We start from the raw sequence: 18,129 nt of genomic DNA, 5'->3' as shown, positions 1-18,129 counted from the left end.
CCCCGTCCTCAATCGCCGGACTGGACGTTCCCCCCGTCCGGCGATCGAAGGACGGCGCCTACGCCGTCGTCTTGCCGGCCCCGCCGGGCAGCGGCTCGGCGGAGGGGTCCGGCGCCTCCTCGAAGTCCACCCGCTGCATGTGCTTGTTCATGCTCTTCATCAGCATCCACACGGCCCCGCCGATCACGGCGAAGACGATGAAGCCGAGCACACCGGGCGTGACCTTGTTCTTGTCCAGCTCCTCGGCCGCGAACGGCACGAGGTGGGTGGCGGCGAGGGTTGCAGTCGCGCTCATCATGGGGTCAATTGTTGCGGATGCCCGCGAAGAGGTCGTCCTCGGGGAGGGAAGTGTCGACGAGGGACTTCGCGAGCTCGTACTCCTCGGTGGGCCAGACCTCGCGCTGGAGGTCCAGCGGCACCCGGAACCAGCCACCGTCGGGGTCGATCTGGGTGGCGTGGGCGATCAGCGCCTTGTCGCGGATCTCGAAGAAGTCGGCGCAGGGCACGAACGTGGTCAGCGTCCGCTCGCGGCCCATCTCGTTCCACCGCTCCAGCCACTCGCCGTACGGGGACTCCATGCCGCGCCCGATCAGGGCGTCGTGCAGGGCCTGGGTGCGCTGCCGGTTGAAGCCCTGGTTGTAGTAGAGCTTCTGCGGCTGCCAGGGCTCGCCGGCCTCGGGGTAGCGCTCGGGGTCGCCCGCGGCGTCGAAGGCCACCATCGAGATCTTGTGCGTCATGATGTGGTCGGGGTGCGGGTAGCCGCCGTTCTCGTCGTACGTGGTGATCACGTGCGGGCGGAACTCGCGGATCAGCCGTACCAGGGCCCCGGCCGCCTCGTCGACGTCCTGCAGGGCGAAGCAGCCGTCCGGCAGCGGGGGCAGCGGGTCACCCTCGGGGAGCCCGGAGTCGACGAAGCCCAGCCACTCCTGCTTGACGCCGAGGATGTCACGGGCCTCGGCCATCTCCTTGGCCCGGACCTCGTGGATGTGCTCCTCGATGTAGGGGTCGCCCTGGAGCTTGGGGTTGAGGATGGAGCCACGCTCACCACCCGTGCAGGTGGCGACCAGCACGTCCACCCCCTCGGACACGTACTTGGCCATCGTGGCCGCGCCCTTGCTCGACTCGTCGTCGGGGTGGGCGTGAACGGCCATCAGTCGCAGCTGCTCAGTCAAGGCTCGATCCTCAGTCACTGGTCACGGGAGACGCCTCCTATAGTGACCGAAACGGGCGCCGATTCATTCCGCGTCCGGCGAACGAGACCCAGGAGGAACGATCATGGCTGCGGAACGCGGGACCGCCCTGCCCGAGGGCCGCTACGGCCGCTCGGCGGACGAACGCGCCGACCGCAAGCTGAAGATCGTCGGCGGGGTGCTGGGCGCCGCGCTGCTGGGCTTCGTCGCCTGGGCCGGTGTGCACTACGTCACGAAGTCGGACGTCAGCGGTCAGCTGGTGCGTTCGAAGACGATCTCGGACGACACCGTGCAGGCGGTCCTGGAGGTTCGCAAGGGCAAGGACGCCACCGGGGTGTGCACGCTGCGCTCCCTGGGCGAGGACGGGGCCGAGGTGGCGCGCAAGGACGTCACCTTCGACCGCCGCGAGGGCCACTACACGGAGCTGGTCACCGTCCGGACGACCGGTCGGGCCACCGCCACGGAGCTCGAGGGCTGCCGGAGCGCGTCCCGCGGCTGACCCGCGACCGGGCCAAAAGGGACGGACCCGCCGCTGACCTGCGTTGACGCGATTCTTGCGCGGTTCCTCCCCTTTACTTCTTCCCCCTTTACGGACGTAATTGTTAGGCTCGTGGTTTCGCCCCGCTTTGAAGGTGCACCCTTCTGAGTAGGGCGTTCATTTGTTATCGCGATGTACCCCAAGCATTCCCCAGTACCGACGAGGAGCACCTGTGACCCAGACCAGCGACAACGTCACCTGGCTGACTCAGGAGGCGTACGACCAGCTCAAGGCCGAGCTGGAGTACCTGTCTGGTCCCGCTCGCACCGAGATCGCCGCGAAGATCGCGGCGGCCCGCGAGGAAGGTGACCTGCGAGAGAACGGCGGTTACCACGCGGCCAAGGAGGAGCAGGGCAAGCAGGAGCTCCGCGTCCGCCAGCTGACCCAGCTGCTCGAGTCCGCCAAGGTGGGCGAGGCCCCCGCCGCCGACGGCGCGGTGGCCCCGGGCATGGTCGTCACGATCGCCTTCGACGGCGACCCGGACGACACGCTGGAGTTCCTGCTGGCCTCGCGTGAGTACGCCAGCTCGGACATCGAGACGTACTCCCCCCAGTCCCCGCTGGGCTCGGGCGTGAACGGCAAGAAGATCGGCGAGGACGCCGAGTACGAGCTGCCGAACGGCCGCAAGGCCAAGGTCCGCATCCTGGAGGCCAAGCCCTACCAGGGCTGAGCGGGACGCCGCCACGGCCGGAGCCCCGGACCCCTCGCGGGTCCGGGGCTCCGCCGCGTTCACAGGGCCGCCGTGGGCCCCTCGCCGCCCGTCCCCGGCCTCACGCCGTCGCCGAGCGGTACTTGCGCACCGCCAGCGACCGGAAGACGAGGATGATCAGCACGGACCAGATCAGCGACGCCCACACCGGGTGCTGCATCGGCCACGCCGCCGGCACCGGGTACCCCTCCGGCAGATTGCCGAAGAGCTGCCGCGCCGCCTGCACCGTGGCGCTGAACGGATTCCACTCCGCGATGGTGCGCAGCACCGTCGGCATGTTGTCCGCCGGCACGAAGGCGTTGGAGATGAAGGTCAGCGGGAAGAGCCAGATCAGCCCGCCCGACGTGGCCGCCTCCGGGGTGCGCACCGTCAGCCCGATCAGCGCGCCGATCCAGGAGAAGGCGTAGCCGAGCAGGAGCAGCAGGGCGAAGCCGGCCAGCACCTTGGGGATGGCGGCGTGGGTGCGCCAGCCGACGATCAGGGAGACGACGGCCAGCACCACGAGCGTGAGCGCGGTCTGCACCAGGTCCGCGAGCGTCCGGCCGGTGAGCACGGCCCCGCGGGCCATGGGCAGCGAACGGAAGCGGTCGATGAGCCCTTTGTGCATGTCGTCGGCGATGCCCGCGCCCGCGCCGGCCGTGGCGAAGGTGACGGTCTGCGCGAAGATGCCGGCCATCAGGAACTGCCGGTAGCGGTCGGGGTCGGTGCTGCCGCCCACGGCGATCGAGCCGCCGAAGACATAGCTGAACAGCACCACGAACATGATCGGCTGGATCAGCCCGAAGATCACCACTTCCGGGATGCGGATCATGCGGATCAGATTGCGCTGGGCCACGACCAGGGAGTCGCGGACGGACTGGATCGCGCCGCCGCGCGCCTTGGGGACGGGCCGCCGCGAGAGAGTGCCCTCGGCCGCGCTCATGGGGTGGTCCCTTCCTGTGCCGGGCCCTCGCCGGCCTCGCCCCCGGCTTCGGCGACGTGTCCGGTGAGGGAGATGAACACGTCGTCCAGCGTCGGGCGGCGCAGCCCGATGTCGTCGATCTCGATGCCGCGCGTGTCCAGCTCGCGGATCACCTCGGCGAGCAGCTTGGCGCCGCCGGAGACCGGGACGATGACCTTGCGGGTGTGTTCCTCGACGGTGGATTCGCCCTTGCCGAAGGCGCGCATGACCTCCAGGGCGGGGGCGATGTGCTCGCGCTCGTGCACGACCAGCTCGACGCGCTCCCCGCCTGTGCGCGCCTTGAGCTGGTCGGAGGTGCCGCGGGCGATGACCTTGCCGTGGTCGATGACGCAGATGTCGTGCGCGAGGTGGTCGGCCTCCTCCAGGTACTGGGTGGTGAGCAGCAACGTGGTGCCGCCCGCGACGAGTTCCTGGATGACCTCCCACAACTGCTGCCGGTTGCGCGGGTCCAGGCCCGTCGTGGGCTCGTCCATGAACATCACGGGCGGGCTGACGACGAGGGCGGCGGCGAGGTCGAGGCGCCGGCGCATGCCGCCGGAGTAGGTCTTGGCGGCGCGGTCGGCGGCGTCGGCGAGGTTGAAGCGCTCCAGCAGCTCGCCCGCGCGTGCCTTCGCGTCGCGCGCGCTCATCTGGTAGAGCTGGCCGACCATCCGGAGGTTCTCACGGCCCGTCAGATATTCGTCGACTGCGGCGAATTGTCCGGACAGACCGATGGAGTGACGGACCTCGTTGGGTTTCTTCAGTACGTCGATGCCCGCCACGACGGCCTTGCCGCGGTCGGGCTTGATGAGGGTGGTGAGGACGCGCACGGCGGTGGTCTTGCCGGCGCCATTGGGGCCGAGCAGTCCTAGAACGGTTCCTTCCGGGACGTCGAGATCGACGCCGTCCAGAGCCGTGACGTCGCCGAAGGTCTTGACCAGGCCTTCGGCGTATATCGCGCCTGGCATGGAGGTTCTCCCCGTTTAAAGGTGACGTAATACACGATTTTACGTTCACCCGAGCCGTTCCGCCCTCCGAATGAAACCCACCGCCGAAACCCGTGGGAAACCCGCCTTGAAGCAGGCGGACAAACCCCCGGCGGAAGCGGGGATATCCGGTGGGTTTGTCCCACCACCAGTCGCCGGATATCAGGACATCACCAGATAGCCCGCCGCCCGCAGCGCCTGACGCACCTGGGCGCAGTGTTCCGGCCCCGCCGTCTCCAGGTGCAGCTCGACCTCCGCCTCCGTCAGGCCGAGCCGTGGATCGGTCCGGACGTGGCTGATGTCCACGACGTTGGCGTCCGCGGCGGACAGCACCGCCAGCAGCGCCGCCAGCGCGCCCGGACGGTCCGTCAGCCGCAGCCGCAGCGAGAGGTAGCGGCCCGCCGCCGCCATGCCGTGCCGCAGCACGCGCTGCATCAGCAGCGGGTCCACATTGCCGCCGGACAGGACGCACACGACCGGGCCGCCGAACGCCGCCGGGTCCGCCAGCAGCGCCGCCACCGAACTCGCCCCGGCCGGCTCCACCACGAGCTTCGCCCGCTCCAGGCAGAGCAGCAGCGCGGCCGCCAGCTCGTCCTCGGAGACGGTACGGACCTCGTCCACGAGCTCCTCGACGATCCGGAACGGCACCTCGCCGGGGCGCCCCACCCGGATGCCGTCCGCCATCGTCACCGGGGCGTCCACCGTCACCGGGTGCCCGGCCGCCAGCGACGGCGGGTACGCCGCGGCACCGGCCGCCTGCACACCCACGATCCGCACGTCCGGCCGCAGCGCCTTGACGGCCACCGCGATCCCCGCCACCAGCCCGCCCCCGCCCACGCCCACCACGACGGTGGCCACCTCGGGGCACTGCTCGAGGATCTCCAGGCCCACCGTGCCCTGACCCGCGACGATGTCGGGGTGGTCGAAGGGGTGGATGAAGACGGCGCCGGTCCGCTCGGCGTGCTCGCGCGCGGCACCCAGCGCCTCGTCCAGGACCTGGCCGCCCGGCCGGACTTCGGCGCCGTAGCCGCGCGTGGCGGCCACCTTCGGCAGCGGGGAGCCCTCCGGCATGAACACCGTCGACCGCACGCCCAGCAGTGAGGCCGCCAGCGCCACGCCCTGGGCGTGGTTGCCGGAGCTGGCCGCGACCACCCCGGCCGCCCGCTCCCGCGGCGACAGGCCGGCGATCCGCACGTAGGCGCCGCGCAGCTTGAAGGACCCGGTCCGCTGCAGGTTCTCGCACTTGAGGTGGACCGGGGTGCCCACCACAGCGGACAGATGACGGCTGCTCTCCAGGGCGGTGATCACGGCCACCGAGGACAACGTCCGCTGCGCACGGCGCACATCGCGGAGAGAGACCAGGCGTGCGGCCATGAGGCAAGTATCCTGCGCGGTCCGCCCCCGGGCGCGCCGGCCCGCCCCGCCCCGTAGGCCCTCAACCGGCCTCTCACCTGGGGCTTTGCCCCGCCGCCCGCCCGCTGCCGCGCCGCCGCCGACAGGGGCCGCATACATACATACCGACCGGTTTGCGGAGCACTGGTACGAGCACGCCCCGGGCCGCGTACTCTGTCCCCCATTCTGAGCAGTTCACAGCCCGTTCCCTGCCCGCCGTACGAAGTGAGCCCCAGGCCATGCCCACCCATCAGGACATGACGACCGACCTCGCCCCCGGTGTCCTCGACGCCCTCCAGCACCAGGTGGCCGTCTTCGCCCGCCGTGCCGAGCAGACCCGGCTCGGTGGCGTAGGCCGGGTCCACAACTCCATGGACCGCGCCGCCTACCTGTTGCTCAACCGCCTCGACCAGGAAGGCCCGATGGGCGTCAAGGCCCTCGCCGCGGGCATGGGAATCGACTCCTCGACCGTCACCCGCCAGGTGGCGCCGCTCGTCGACACCGGCCTGGTCAAGCGCACCTCGCACCCGGAGGACGGCCGCGCCGTCGTCCTGCAGCTCTCGCCGCGCGGCAAGGCGCGACTGGAGGAGGTACGCGCCTCCCGGCGCGAGCTGATGGCGCTGGTGACGGAGGGCTGGACGGAGAACGAGCGCGAGGTGTTCTGCACCCTGCTCACCCGCTTCAACGGAGCCCTCTCCGACATCCACTTCACACAGCCGGGCCCGGTGCCGCCCGCTTCCTGAGACGGGCCCGGGCCGGTTCGGGCGTTCGCGCCCCGGCCCACCGGACCCCCTTCGGCGGGCGGCCGGTCGCGTGGGCGCGACCGGTCGGCCAGGGCCGACCGGTCATCGGCGAAACGATCCGGCAGCGGCGCGCGGCCGGGCGGGAGGCCACGGGGGGCCACGGTGTGGAGCGGGCGGTGAGCCGCGACGGGCCGCCGTGGGGGGGGAGCGGGGAGGAGAGGCCGCAGGGCCTAGCCCAGCGCCTGCGTCAGGTCGGCCAGCAGGTCGTCCGCCGACTCGATGCCGACGGAGGCGCGCACCAGGTCCGCCGGGACCTCCAGCGCGGAACCGGCGACCGAGGCGTGCGTCATCCGGCCCGGGTGCTCGATCAGCGACTCGACGCCGCCCAGCGACTCGCCGAGGGTGAACAGCTTCGCGCGGTTGCAGACATCGACCGCCGCCTGCTCGCCGCCCGCGACGCGGAAGGACACCATGCCGCCGAAGGCGCGCATCTGCTTGGCCGCGACCTCGTGCAGCGGGTGCTCGGGCAGGCCCGGGTAGTAGACCTGCGTCACCTTGGGGTGCGCGACCAGCATCTCCACCACGCGCTCGGCGTTGGCGGTGTGGCGGTCCATGCGCACGGCCAGGGTCTTGATGCCGCGCAGCGTCAGCCAGGAGTCGAAGGGGCCGGCGACGGCGCCCATCGCGTTCTGGTGGTAGGCCAGTTCCTCGCCGAGGCCGGCGTCGGAGGTGACGAGGGCGCCGCCGACGACGTCGGAGTGGCCGCCCATGTACTTGGTGGTGGAGTGGACGACGACGTCCGCGCCCAGCGCCAGCGGCTGCTGGAGGTAGGGGCTGGCGAAGGTGTTGTCCACGACCAGCTTGGCGCCGGCCTCGTGGGCGACGCCCGCGACGGCCGCGATGTCGGTGATGCCGAGCAGCGGGTTGGACGGGGTCTCGACCCAGACGGCCTTGGTCTCGGGCCGGATGGCGGCGCGCACGGCCTCCGGGCTGGAGGTGTCGGCGACCGACCACTCCACGCCCCAGCGGCCGACGACCTTGGCGAAGAGCCGGAACGTGCCGCCGTAGGCGTCGTTCGGGATGACCACGTGGTCGCCCGGCGCCAGCAGCGTGCGCAGCAGGCAGTCCTCGGCCGCCAGGCCGGAGGCGAAGGCCAGGCCCCGGACGCCGCCCTCGAGGGCCGCCAGGTTCTCTTCCAGGGCGGTACGGGTGGGATTGGCGCTGCGGCTGTACTCGTAGCCGCCGCGCAGGCCGCCGACGCCGTCCTGCTTGTAGGTGGAGACTTGGTAAATGGGCGGCACGACGGCCCCGGTCAGCGGGTCCGCCTCCTGCCCGGCATGGATGGCGAGGGTCTCGAAGCTGTGCTGGTCGCTCATTTACCCGAGCGTAGTACCCGTTCCGCCGAACGCTCCTGTTCACTTGTAACCGGCGGATGAACGATCCGCCGGTTTGTCGCGTTGTACCGTCGTCGACCCTTGTTTCTCTGCTCTCGGGACACCTCATGGAGTTTCTGTTCATCCTGCTCGCCCTCGTCGTGATCTGCGGCGTCGTGGTGGTGCCGGCGCTGCGCCGCCGCCGCGCGGAGCAGGACGCCCTGCGGGGTGCCGGTCCGGCCGTCGACCCGGTGGGCGCCCATGGCTTCGTACCGCCCGGGATGCTGGACGTACGGCTCCCGGGTCCCGACCCCGAGCTGCTGGCCGCCGTGGAGGAGGCCCGCCGCACCCAGGACTGGAAGCCCGCCTCCGAGCTGCTGGCCCGCACCTCCGCCACCGAGGCGCCCGAGCTGCGCTGGCAGCGCGTGCAGACCCTCGCCGGGGCCGCCGTGCGCGAGCTGGCCGAGGCGCCGGGCACGGGCGGGATGTGGCTGCGGCACTGGCGCGTGGTGGCCCCCAAGGACGCGGGCGGCGCGGCGGTGCAGGCCGAGTTCCTGGTCCAGCAGGCGCTGCGCGACCCGTCCTCGCAGGACTTCCGGATGATCCTGGAGGAGGCGCGCACGGTCTGCGCCGAGGCGGCCCTGCTGGCGCCGGGTGACCCCGTGCCGTACATCGTCGAGCTGGGCGTGGCCCGGGGCCTGAACGCGAGCGAGGCGGAGTTCCAGTCCGTGTGGGAGACGGTGGTGGCCCGCGCCCCGCAGCACATGGGCGCGCACCTGGCCGCGCTGCGGTACTGGAGCGCGAAGTGGCACGGCTCGCAGGAGCAGGCGGACGCCTTCGCCCAGCGGGCGGCGGCGGCCGCGGCACCGGGCAGCCTGCTGCCGGCGCTGCCGCTGTTCGCCGTCTTCGACCACCTGCCCGACGTACAGCTGGTGCGCGGCCTGTTCCAGAGCGTGGTGATCCGCCAGGCGATCGAGGCCGCGCAGTTCGCGGTCGCGGGCGCGCCGGAGAACCATCCCGTGCTGCCGCACGTGCGCCACCTGCTGGTGTGGTTCCTGGTGCGGGCCGAGCGCCACGGGGAGGCCCTGGAGCAGCTGCGCAAGGTCGACGGCCACATCGGCGCGGTGCCGTGGACGTACGAGCAGGACCCGGTGGCGGCGTACACCGCGTACCGGGCGATGGCGGTGGCGGGCTTCGAGTCGGGGCGGCACTCCGCCTAGCGATCGCGCCGGTCCGGCGCCGGGCGGAATCGCACCGGGCGGAATCGCACCGGCCGAAATCCCGTCGAGGCGAAATCCCGTCGAACGGCGCCGGAATCACACATATGATCCCCTTGCTCTGTTTACCGATCCTTTAGGCGGGGGATTTCGTCCGGTGGGCACCTCTCTGCGCGCCCTGCGGGCATTCGCCCTGCTGGCCGGTTTCCATCTGCTCACCCTGGCCGTGCTCGGCGCGCTCCTCGGCGCCGGCGCCGCCGCCTGGGCCTGGGCGCCGACCGCCATCGCGGTCAAGCTGACCGTCCTGTCCGTCCTGCTCGGCATCCCCGTCGTCCGCGGGACCCTCATGCTCGGCAGACCGGGCCACGCCGACATCGCCGGGCTGCCCGTCACCGACGCCGAGCAGCCCGAACTGTGGCGGACCGTCCGCTCGTTGGCCGAGCGCGTCGGCACCCGGGCGCCCGACGCCCTCCTCCTCACCGGGGACGCCAACGCGGGCGTCTCCGAGGACACCCGCCTGCTCGGCCTGCTGCCCGGCCCGCGCCGCCTGTACCTCGGCGTACCGCTGCTGACCGGGCTCACCGAGGCGCAACTGCACGCCGTGCTCGCCCATGAGCTCGCTCATTACGGCAATGCCGACACCCGGCTCGCCGGCATCACCCACCGCGGCCGCGACAGCGTGCTGCGGACCGTGGAAGCCTTCCAGGAGCAGGAGCGGAAGCGGATCGACAAGGAGCGCTCCCGCCGGGAGAAGGCCGCCGCCAAGGCGGTCGCCAAGGGCCGCGAGGCCAAGGAGGTGCACGCCGGCCGGGCCGGATTCACCTACCGGATGATGGCCAAGCCCTTCCTCGCCTACGCCAGGTTCTTCCTGCGGGCCACCCACGGTGCCGCCCGGGCCCAGGAGCTCGCCGCCGACCGGGCGGCCGCGAGGATCGCCGGACGGGACGCCACGGCGTCGGCGCTCCGCGAGACCGCCGCCCTCGACGCGGCCCACGACTTCTACATGAGCCGCTACGCGACGATGGGCGTTCCGGCGGGCCTCCTCCCGCCGCACGGCGAGGTCTTCGGCGGCCTGCGCCGGCTGCTCGCCGCCCCCGGGCGCCAGGAGAACCTGGCGGAGCTGCGCGCCGACCCGCCGGCCGGGGAGACCTCCCCGTACGACACCCACCCGTCGCCGGCCGACCGGATCCGCCTGATCGAGGCGCTGCCCGACGACGGCCGCGCGACCGCCCCGGCACGGCCCGCGCTCACGCTGCTGCGCGAGGCCGACCGGGTCCTGAGGGAACTGGAGAGCGCCGTCCTCACGCCCGAGGCCCTGGCCCTGGAGCGGGTGGACTGGCCGGAGCTGACGCACCGGACCCTGCACGCGCTGACCGTGGAGGAGGCACGTCCGCTACGCGCGGCGCTGGTGGCGGCATCACAGGCCGGGACTCCGGGCGCCACGGCGGATCTGACGGCGTTCCTCGACGCCGTCGACGCCGGCAGGCTGTGGCAGATCGCCGACCACCTGCCCAAGTCACCGGAGGCCGCCCGGGCCACGGGCCGCGCCGCCCGGGAGTTCCTGCGGCCCTCGCTGTACAGGGGGCTGTACAACCTGGCCGAACTGGCCCTGGCCGAGACGGCGGGTGCCCGCTGGGAGCTGTCCTGGTCGGAGCCCGCACGGCTCCTGCTGCCGACGGGCGCCGGGACGGACGAGGCGGTGGCGGCGGCGGTACGGGCGGCGGTGGGCGACGTGCCCGACACGGCCCCGCTGCGCGAACTGCTGAGCGCGAAACAGCCCCTCTGACTACCCCCGCTCCCTTACCTCCCGATCGGATCACTTACCCGCATGCTGCTGTCCCTCATCGTCATCGCCGTGTCCGCCTTCTTCTGGATCAGGAGGAAACGGCGCGCGACACCGTCCGCGGCTCAGCTGGCCGCGGCGGGCTGGCTGCCGCCGGAGCGGCAGAACACGGAACGTTCCCTCCCGGACCCCGAGGCCGAGGCCGTCGAGGCGGCCCTCGCCCGGGGCGACTGGCAGCCCGCCGCGCGGGCGCTCGCCGCCACCGGCACCGACTGGGAACGGCGCTCCGCGCTGGTCGGGATCATCGCGGCCGAAGCGGTCAAGGACGACACCTGGCTCCGGGCCTGGGAGACCGCGCACCCCGACGATCCGGGCGCCGCCGTCGTCAAGGCCGACGCGAAGGTGTCGCTGGCCTGGGAGGTCCGCGGCGGGTCCTGGGCCAAGGACACCACGGCCGAGCAGTTCGCCGGCTTCCACCGGCTGCTGGAAGAGGCCCGGGAGGACTTCGGGCGCGCCGTCTCGCTGGCCGCACCCGACGACCCCACCCCGTACGCCCTCCAGATCCCGCTGTACATGGGCCTGGGCGCGCCGCACGAGGCGATGCGCGAGCTGTGGGCCGAGGTCACCACCCGGGCCCCGTACCACTTCGAGGCCCACTGGTACGCGCTCAAGTACTGGTACCCGAGGTGGCGCGGCTCCGAGGAGCTGGCCCGCGACTTCGCCTACGGGGCGGCGCTCACGGCCCCGCCCGGCAACCTGCTGACCATGTTCCCGCTGGTCAATTGGTACGACCACCTCGACGACGATGCCCCGGAGGTCGCCTTCCGCTCGGTGGATCTGACGGCCATGGTCGACGCCGCGCTGATGGACGTGGCGGCGTGCCGGCCGGACCACCCCCGGCTGGCGGAGGTGCGTCACCTGCTGGCGTACGTCCTGACGAAGCAGGAGCGGTACGCGGAGGCCGTGGAGCAGTTCCGGCGGGTGGACGGTCACGTGGGTGCCATGCCGTGGACCCACTACCCCACCAAGCAGGCGGAGGCCTTCTGTCTCTACCGTGACGCGGCGATCGTGGGCTCCGGCGCCCTCCGGGGCCGCCGCTGACCGTACGGCCGGGGCCGGGGCCAGGAATCCCCGGCCCCACCCGTACGTTCTCATGCGAAGGACCGCTGGAGCCGAGGAGAGCGAGAACCGGATGTTCCCGAACCGCCTGCCCACCCCCGAGGAGGCCCTCAAGGGCCGCCCCGCCCCGGAGTTCCCCCTCCAGGAGCACCACACGGTCCTGGGCACCCCCCTGGCCGCCCCCTACCCCGAGGGCCTGGCGGTCGCCGACTTCGGCCTGGGCTGCTTCTGGGGCGCCGAGCGCAAGTTCTGGCAGGCGGAGGGCGTGTGGACAACCCTGGTCGGCTACCAGGGCGGCACCACCCCGCACCCGGTGTACGAAGAGGTCTGCAGCGGCCTGACGGGCCACACGGAAGCGGTCCGCGTCGTGTACGACCCGTCGCTCACCTCTTACGAGTCCCTGCTCAAACTCTTCTGGGAATCCCACGACCCCACCCAGGGCTTCCGCCAGGGCAACGACCGCGGCACCCAGTACCGCTCCGCGATCTACACCCACACCCCCGAGCAACAGACCACCGCGGAAGCCTCCCGCGAGGCGTACCAGTCCGTCCTGACCGGTTCCGGCTACGGCGCCATCACCACGGAGATCCTCCCGGCGGGGCCGTTCTACTACGCGGAGCCGTACCACCAGCAGTACTTGGAGAAGAACCCCGCCGGGTACTGCGGGATCGGCGGGACGGGCGTCAAGCTGGGCGACCCGTCGGAAGACGGCTGGGGCGGCTCGTGCCCGACGGGGATCGCGCCTCTCGACGACTAGAGCACCGCGGTGGCGGTCTCCTGCTGTCCCCCGGACGGCGAGGGAGACCGTGCCCGGCCGGCCGGTGCGGTCGTTGGTTTCGCCATGAACCCTCGCACTCTCGCGTATGCGGCACTTCTCTTCGGGCCCATGCTGACTGCCGTAGGGGTGGGCGAGCACCCGGCCTCGGCCGGCGGCCTGGGTGGCGGTCTGCTCTCGCCGGCGATCAACAACGGATGCGCCAACCAACCCAGTGGCAACGCGCGGGGTTCCGCCACAGCCGGTCACGGAACGGCCGACGGTAACCACGCCGCCATCCCCGGCAGCTTCCTCCTCAACCAGTGCGGCGGAGCCGACCTCCTGCCCGACTTCTCCAGCCCACAATCCGAAGTTCCTTACGCACAGTGCCAAGGGGGTGACGCCGGGGTGCAGGGGCTCGCGAACGATCTGGAGAATCCCGGGGCCGGTATGGAGTTCATCAACAAGCTCCTGAACTGCGCGCCCGGCAGCAGCAACATCCCCCTCGCGCATGGGCCTGAGATCATCTCCCGGTGACAGCCCGCACCACCGCCCCCGCCCCCATACCCGCCCCCACCACCACCTTCACCGGTGACTTCGAAGCGCACCTGACCGTCCGCGCCGCCGACCCCACCACGGTGGCCGCGCTCGAGCGGTATGCGGTCGGGCGGAATGTGAAGTTCGCGCATATCGTGCTGGATCGGGGGCGGACGGTCAGTCAGCCGATGCTGACGCTGCGGGGGTTCGGGACGCTGGCCGCGGTGCGGGGCGTCGTCGCGGAAGCCGTGGGAGAGGTGCGGGGCGCCGGGTTCGAGGTGGTGCGGGTGAAGGTCGAGGCGGCGCCGTGGGCCGACGGGGTGCCTGAGGGCGATGAGGGGGCGGTGGCTCTCGGGGCGGGGTATTACTTCGAGCATCACCTCAAGCTGTTGCTGCCACCCGGCGCCGACGTCGCCCCGCTCGCGGAGCTCGCCTCCGGGCACTGCGCGCACCTGTCGCGCAACGCCCGCCGGGTGCGGGCGGACGGCCGCGCCGAGCGGTTCGTCACGCAGCGCTGCCGCCTGGTCGGACGGCGGACGGCCGGGTCGCGGCTGGACGCGCTGGTGGCGGCAGTAGGGGCGGGCGGGTACGAGATGGTGTCCGTCGAGCGGGAGTTCGTCGTGTACGACAGTGACGCGTCGCTCGACGCGGGCTGGATCACCGAGGAGGGTGCGGGGGAATGACGACGACGCCGTGGGAGCGGTTCGGCTATGGGCCGTGGGACGACGACATGGTCGTCCCACGGACGCCGCCGGCCGAGGTGACGCGTGCGGACAAGGATCTGCCGCGGACGCTGCGGCCCGTGCCCGGTGAAGGGGTGCGGCAGCGCCCCGCCTACGACCCGGCCGCCAACCACCATGAGCGGGGCATGCGGCTGAGCGAGCCGCAGTTCACCGACGATGTCAAGGGCAGGGCCTGGTACGCGGCCCGGCGGCACGCCCTGGACCTCGCCCTCGCGGCCGTCGCGGGCTCCGAGTGGGCCGGCCATCTGGTGCTGCGCGGCAGCATGTTGCTGAAATCCTGGTTCGGGGACGCCGCGCGCGAGCCCGGCGACCTGGACTTCGTGGTCGTCCCCGCCACCTGGCGGCTCGAGGACGAGCGCACGGACGCGATGCTCGACGGCATCGCCCGTGCCGCCGAAGCGCTGTCGCGGGAGACGGGCGGCCCGGTGCGCATCGACGCGGCGGGCGCGGTGAGCGACGAGATCTGGACGTACGACCGGGTGCCGGGCCGCCGCCTCGTGCTGCCCTGGTCGGCGGAGGCGGACGGCGTACCGCCGGGCACGGTCCAGCTGGACTTCGTCTTCAACGAGACCCTGCCCGCCCCGGCGGTCCGCACCGAGATCGCCGGCCGGCAGGTGAACGCGGCGAGCCCGGAGCTCTCGCTCGTGTGGAAGATCCTCTGGCTGGTCACCGACCACCACCCCGAGGCCAAGGACCTCTACGACGCGGTGCTCCTCGCCGAGAGCGCCGCGGTCCCCTACGAGCTGCTGAAGCAGGTCCTGGTGGCGGCCGGCGAGTGCTCGGCCGAGTCGGAGATCTATCTGAGCTGGATCCTCGCCGCGGCGGAGAACGCCGACTGGTTCGAGTTCCTCAAGGACCGCCCGATGCTCCAGGACACGGGCGACGGCTATCTGGCGCGGCTCGTCATCGCCCTCGCCCCGGCCTTCGCCGCCGCGTCCGGGGAGGCCGCCGGCGACGCCGGCGCGTACGCCCACCTGGCCGCGGCCTTCGCCGGTACGACGGCCGCGGTGCGCGAGGAGTACGAGGCGGGCGGCATGGCGGCCGTCGAGAAGTGGTTCATGGACCGCACGGTGCACAGCGTCTGCGCGGTCGTCGTCATGCGCGAGCTGCTCGGCCGCGAGGAGTGCACCCTGCGCGAGGCCGCGGACGCTCTGGTGTCGTTCCGCCGCACCCGCTGGGGCGGCGAGGTCGAGCAGCCGTACGCCCATGGCCTGCGCGGCGACCCCCACGACATGGCCGTCCGGATCGAGGCGGCGGACGTCAGCCCGTAGCGACCGCCGTGAAGCGGAAACTCCCCTCTCCTGTCGTCACCTCGGCGTCCGCGAACCCCGCCCGCCGCAGCCGGTGCGCCAGCGTCTCCGGCGGCACCGGCACGCACGTGTCGCCGAGGTGGATCAGCCGGAAGCCCCAATTGCTCAGCGCGTCGCAGCCGGTGAAGACGCCGCCCGGCCGCAGCACCCGGCACGCCTCCGCGAAGAGCGTGTCCTGGCGCCACACCGAGGGCACGTGGTGCAGCATCGTGAAACAGGCGACGGAGTCGAAGCTCCCGTCGGCCCACGGCAGGGCGGTGCCGTCACCGTGGACGACCTCCGCCCGGTCGCCGAACTCCCGGCGCAGCCCCGCCACCGAGGCCGCGTCGACCTCGATGATGCTCAGGCGCTCCACCTTGCGCAGCAGCACGCGTGTCGTGGCCCCGTAACCGGGGCCGATCTCCAGGGTCTCGGGCCCGAGCTCCACGCCCTCCAGGGCCCACGGCAGCAGCTGGTCCTCGATGGCCCGTGCCCAGCGCTGGGAGCTGCACAGGCGGCGGTGAAGAAGGTTCATCGGCATACGACGAGGCTAGGAATCCGGTACCGGTGTCGTACACGGGCCAGGAGGCCAACTCATGTCGTCAGAAGGACATATCGTCGCTCCCGTCGGTGGCGCCGTCGTCGTCGGCAGCTTCGCGCTCGACGGCGACGAGTGGTTCGGCGTCCATCAGCACGGGGCGCATCAGCTCGCCTGGGCGCAGCGCGGTGTGCTGGCCGTACGGGCGGCCGACCGCACCTGGGTGCTGCCCTCGACCGTCGCGCTGTGGATCCCGGCGGGCGTCCCGCACGCCACGGGCGCGACCTCGGCCGCGCTGCTGCGCAGTCTGTACTTCTGGCCGGAGCACTGCCGGTTGACGTGGGCGGAGCCTCAAGTCATGCCCGTTTCGGGGCTTTTGCGGGAGCTGATCGGGCATCTCGCCCAGGAGGGCCTCGACGCCGCCGCGCGCCGCCGCGCCGAGGACGTCGTCCTCGACCAGCTCCACCCGGTGTCGGTGACGACGGTACGGGCTCCCCTGCCCGCCGACCCGCGTGCCCGGCGCGTGGCCCTGGCCCTGCGCGCGGACCCGGCGGACGGCCGTGGCCTCGCGCAGTGGGGCGCGCTGGTGGGCGCGAGCGCCCGTACCCTGGCGCGGGCCTTCGTGGCCGGTACGGGCATGCCGTTCGGGCAGTGGCGCACCCAGCTGCGGCTGGAGGCGGCGATGCCGATGCTGGCGGCGGGCGCGACGGTCTCCGCCGTGGCCCGGCGGGTGGGCTACGGCTCGCCGAGCGCCTTCGTCGCGGCCTTCCGCCGGGGTGTGGGCGTCCCGCCCGGTACGTACTTCGCCCGTCCGGACGCCCGTACCTGAGCGGACGCCATCCCGCCGCCGCCCCTCCGGTACCTGCTTCGCCCGTCCGGACGCCCGCATGTGAGCGGACGGCATCCCGCCGCCGCCCCTTATGCCCCCGTGCCGCCCGCGAGCCGGGCCGCGTCGGCGGCCTCCCTGCCACGGGCCCAGCCCTCCGCGTCGCGCCCCTTGAGCCGGTGGGAGGTCGTCTCGGGGAACATCCGCCCGGCCGTCTCGCCGACCTCCACGTCCCGCGCGGCCAGCACCGGCAGCACCTCCGGGCGGGACTCCTCCGCCGCCACGTCCCGCACGGCCGCGGACAGCCGGTCGCTGATGCGGCCGGCGTAGGCGATCAGGAAGGACTCCCGGAAGTCGCGCGTGCGGCGGGAGCGGCCGCGGGCGTGGTGCTCGTCGGCGGCGCGCCGCATCGCGGAGGTGGCCTGCACCAGCAGGGACGTGTACAGCAGCTCCACGAGCTCCAGGTCCGCCTCGAAGCCGACGACGGTGGAGAAGCCGTACTCGGCCGACCAGACCGCCTGGCAGTGGTTGGCGGCGGCCACCGCGTCCAGGAGCAGCGCCTTGGCGGATTCGTACGGGCCCTCGACCCCGATCCGGCAGGCGCCCGGTCCCTCCGAGGGGCCGGTGGAGCCCGCGGCCAGCAGCGCCTCGTCGATCGAGTGCCGCGCCATGAGCTGCTGCGCCTTCGCCGAGAGCGCCTCGGCCTCGTCCGGGAACTGCGTGGACTCGGCCTTGGCCAGCAGCGCGCGGATCCGCCCGAGCATGCGCGGCGGCACGGCCTCCGCCTGTGCCCGGACGGCCTGCACATGGGCGGTCCCGGGCAGCGGGCCCACGACGCCGATGCGGGGCAGCGCGTCCATCAGCCGCAGCGCGCCGAGCGCGCACGCCGCCGTCTCGAACCGGCTCAGCCGCTCGCGCCCCGCGAAGCCCTCGAGGAACGTGTCGTCCCCCTGCCACCACTCGCGCGCCCCGATCTCCTCCAGCTGCGCGGCCCACCGCGTGGCGAGCGTCTCCGGCGCGTATCGCCGCGCCTCGGCCGCGATCACGTCGACGGCGAACCGCGTCTCGGCGGCGGTCAGTTCGCGCCGCGCCAGCCGTACGACGTCGGCGGGCTGCCACCCGTGCTCCCAGCACCGCCGTGCGATGCCCGAGCCCACCCGCAGCACGGCCCCGCTGACGGCCTCCCATCCGGCCGGGGCGGCGGCCACGACGGAGGCGGCGGCGTAGACCGCGTCCTCGAGCGCGTCCCCGGGCACCGCCCGCAGGCCGCGCAGGGCGGCGGAGACGGTCTCCAGGGGCGGCTCGTTGTTCTGCACGTCGCGGGCTCTTTTCCTTCGAAGGAGGGGAAGACTCCATTTTCACGCACGCCCACACCGCCCCACGAGCCCCACCGCTGTCCGGCCGGTGAACGCGAAGGGGCCCTCCCGGCGGCGGTCCGCCGGGAGGGCCCCT

At 72.7% G+C, this 18,129-nt stretch carries 19 protein-coding genes; 11 read left to right on the top strand and 8 right to left on the bottom strand.

Annotation, left to right across the window (positions count from 1 at the left end; all coding sequences use genetic code 11):
• Window positions 1–58: 58 nt before the first annotated feature.
• Together ABZ956_RS00805 and mca are read right to left on the bottom strand one after the other, a co-directional pair.
• Entirely contained in the window at window positions 59–298 is a 240-nt protein-coding gene (locus ABZ956_RS00805; protein ID WP_361884989.1) for a hypothetical protein, read from the bottom strand.
• Between the two features lie 4 nt (window positions 299–302).
• Window positions 303–1,172 carry a mycothiol conjugate amidase Mca gene (mca, locus tag ABZ956_RS00800; RefSeq protein ID WP_361884987.1) on the bottom strand — a complete coding sequence of 290 codons (870 nt, stop codon included), beginning with the start codon at window positions 1,170–1,172 and terminating at the stop codon, window positions 303–305.
• Window positions 1,173–1,275: 103 nt separating this feature from the next.
• Between mca and ABZ956_RS00795 the strand changes: the two genes are divergently transcribed.
• Together ABZ956_RS00795 and greA are read left to right on the top strand one after the other, a co-directional pair.
• The gene (locus ABZ956_RS00795; protein WP_361884985.1) at window positions 1,276–1,689 is read left to right on the top strand and encodes a DUF4307 domain-containing protein; all 414 of its coding nucleotides are present in this window, start codon (window positions 1,276–1,278) and stop codon (window positions 1,687–1,689) included.
• A gap of 211 nt (window positions 1,690–1,900) precedes the next feature.
• Entirely contained in the window at window positions 1,901–2,398 is a 498-nt protein-coding gene (gene greA / locus ABZ956_RS00790) for a transcription elongation factor GreA (protein WP_361884983.1), read from the top strand.
• A 100-nt stretch (window positions 2,399–2,498) separates the two neighbouring features.
• On the opposite strand, the gene ABZ956_RS00785 is transcribed toward greA, so the two are convergent.
• The 3 genes from ABZ956_RS00785 to ilvA form a co-directional block, all read right to left on the bottom strand.
• Window positions 2,499–3,359, bottom strand: coding sequence for an ABC transporter permease (locus tag ABZ956_RS00785; protein ID WP_361884981.1), 861 nt, complete (start codon window positions 3,357–3,359; stop codon window positions 2,499–2,501).
• Window positions 3,356–4,345 (bottom strand): ATP-binding cassette domain-containing protein, encoded by a 990-nt coding sequence (locus tag ABZ956_RS00780; RefSeq protein WP_361884979.1) that lies wholly within the window; start codon window positions 4,343–4,345, stop codon window positions 3,356–3,358. The genes ABZ956_RS00785 and ABZ956_RS00780 overlap by 4 nt, the downstream gene beginning before the upstream one ends.
• A gap of 180 nt (window positions 4,346–4,525) precedes the next feature.
• On the bottom strand, window positions 4,526–5,737 hold the full coding sequence (gene ilvA, locus ABZ956_RS00775) for a threonine ammonia-lyase (protein WP_361884977.1): 1,212 nt from the start codon (window positions 5,735–5,737) through the stop codon (window positions 4,526–4,528).
• 257 nt (window positions 5,738–5,994) lie between these two features.
• On the opposite strand from ilvA, the gene ABZ956_RS00770 reads away from it, so the two are divergent.
• Entirely contained in the window at window positions 5,995–6,498 is a 504-nt protein-coding gene (locus tag ABZ956_RS00770) for a MarR family transcriptional regulator (RefSeq protein WP_361884975.1), read from the top strand.
• A gap of 230 nt (window positions 6,499–6,728) precedes the next feature.
• Here the strand turns inward: ABZ956_RS00770 and ABZ956_RS00765 are convergent, their stop codons facing one another.
• The gene (locus ABZ956_RS00765; RefSeq protein ID WP_361884973.1) at window positions 6,729–7,874 is read right to left on the bottom strand and encodes a cystathionine gamma-synthase; all 1,146 of its coding nucleotides are present in this window, start codon (window positions 7,872–7,874) and stop codon (window positions 6,729–6,731) included.
• Between the two features lie 125 nt (window positions 7,875–7,999).
• On the opposite strand from ABZ956_RS00765, the gene ABZ956_RS00760 reads away from it, so the two are divergent.
• The 7 genes from ABZ956_RS00760 (at window position 8,000) to ABZ956_RS00730 (ending at window position 15,295) form a co-directional block, all read left to right on the top strand.
• On the top strand, window positions 8,000–9,091 hold the full coding sequence (locus tag ABZ956_RS00760; protein ID WP_361884971.1) for a hypothetical protein: 1,092 nt from the start codon (window positions 8,000–8,002) through the stop codon (window positions 9,089–9,091).
• Window positions 9,092–9,245: 154 nt separating this feature from the next.
• Window positions 9,246–10,874 carry a M48 family metallopeptidase gene (locus ABZ956_RS00755; protein ID WP_361884969.1) on the top strand — a complete coding sequence of 543 codons (1,629 nt, stop codon included), beginning with the start codon at window positions 9,246–9,248 and terminating at the stop codon, window positions 10,872–10,874.
• A gap of 42 nt (window positions 10,875–10,916) precedes the next feature.
• Window positions 10,917–11,972 (top strand): tetratricopeptide repeat protein, encoded by a 1,056-nt coding sequence (locus ABZ956_RS00750; RefSeq protein WP_361884967.1) that lies wholly within the window; start codon window positions 10,917–10,919, stop codon window positions 11,970–11,972.
• Between the two features lie 52 nt (window positions 11,973–12,024).
• Window positions 12,025–12,747: a peptide-methionine (S)-S-oxide reductase MsrA gene (msrA, locus tag ABZ956_RS00745; protein WP_361884965.1), complete on the top strand. Its 723-nt coding sequence runs from the start codon at window positions 12,025–12,027 to the stop codon at window positions 12,745–12,747.
• Between the two features lie 129 nt (window positions 12,748–12,876).
• The gene (locus tag ABZ956_RS00740) at window positions 12,877–13,281 is read left to right on the top strand and encodes a hypothetical protein (protein ID WP_361884963.1); all 405 of its coding nucleotides are present in this window, start codon (window positions 12,877–12,879) and stop codon (window positions 13,279–13,281) included.
• Window positions 13,278–13,964, top strand: a complete 687-nt coding sequence (locus tag ABZ956_RS00735) for a hypothetical protein (protein WP_361884961.1) — start codon at window positions 13,278–13,280, stop codon at window positions 13,962–13,964. Before ABZ956_RS00740 ends, ABZ956_RS00735 begins: the two co-directional genes overlap by 4 nt.
• Window positions 13,961–15,295 (top strand): nucleotidyl transferase AbiEii/AbiGii toxin family protein, encoded by a 1,335-nt coding sequence (locus ABZ956_RS00730; RefSeq protein ID WP_361884959.1) that lies wholly within the window; start codon window positions 13,961–13,963, stop codon window positions 15,293–15,295. Before ABZ956_RS00735 ends, ABZ956_RS00730 begins: the two co-directional genes overlap by 4 nt.
• Here ABZ956_RS00730 and ABZ956_RS00725 read toward each other — a convergent pair.
• Window positions 15,285–15,854 (bottom strand): class I SAM-dependent methyltransferase, encoded by a 570-nt coding sequence (locus ABZ956_RS00725; protein ID WP_361884957.1) that lies wholly within the window; start codon window positions 15,852–15,854, stop codon window positions 15,285–15,287. The two genes, ABZ956_RS00730 and ABZ956_RS00725, sit on opposite strands and share 11 nt — an antisense overlap.
• A gap of 55 nt (window positions 15,855–15,909) precedes the next feature.
• On the opposite strand from ABZ956_RS00725, the gene ABZ956_RS00720 reads away from it, so the two are divergent.
• Window positions 15,910–16,680 (top strand): helix-turn-helix transcriptional regulator, encoded by a 771-nt coding sequence (locus ABZ956_RS00720; RefSeq protein WP_361884955.1) that lies wholly within the window; start codon window positions 15,910–15,912, stop codon window positions 16,678–16,680.
• 89 nt (window positions 16,681–16,769) lie between these two features.
• Here the strand turns inward: ABZ956_RS00720 and ABZ956_RS00715 are convergent, their stop codons facing one another.
• Window positions 16,770–17,993 carry a DUF2786 domain-containing protein gene (locus tag ABZ956_RS00715; RefSeq protein ID WP_361884953.1) on the bottom strand — a complete coding sequence of 408 codons (1,224 nt, stop codon included), beginning with the start codon at window positions 17,991–17,993 and terminating at the stop codon, window positions 16,770–16,772.
• Window positions 17,994–18,129 lie beyond the last annotated feature (136 nt).

This window comes from Streptomyces sp. NPDC046261, from assembly GCF_040646235.1.
Classification (GTDB): domain Bacteria; phylum Actinomycetota; class Actinomycetes; order Streptomycetales; family Streptomycetaceae; genus Streptomyces.
Note: the sequence above shows the minus strand (reverse complement) of the source record. Positions and strands in the feature narration are given on the sequence as shown.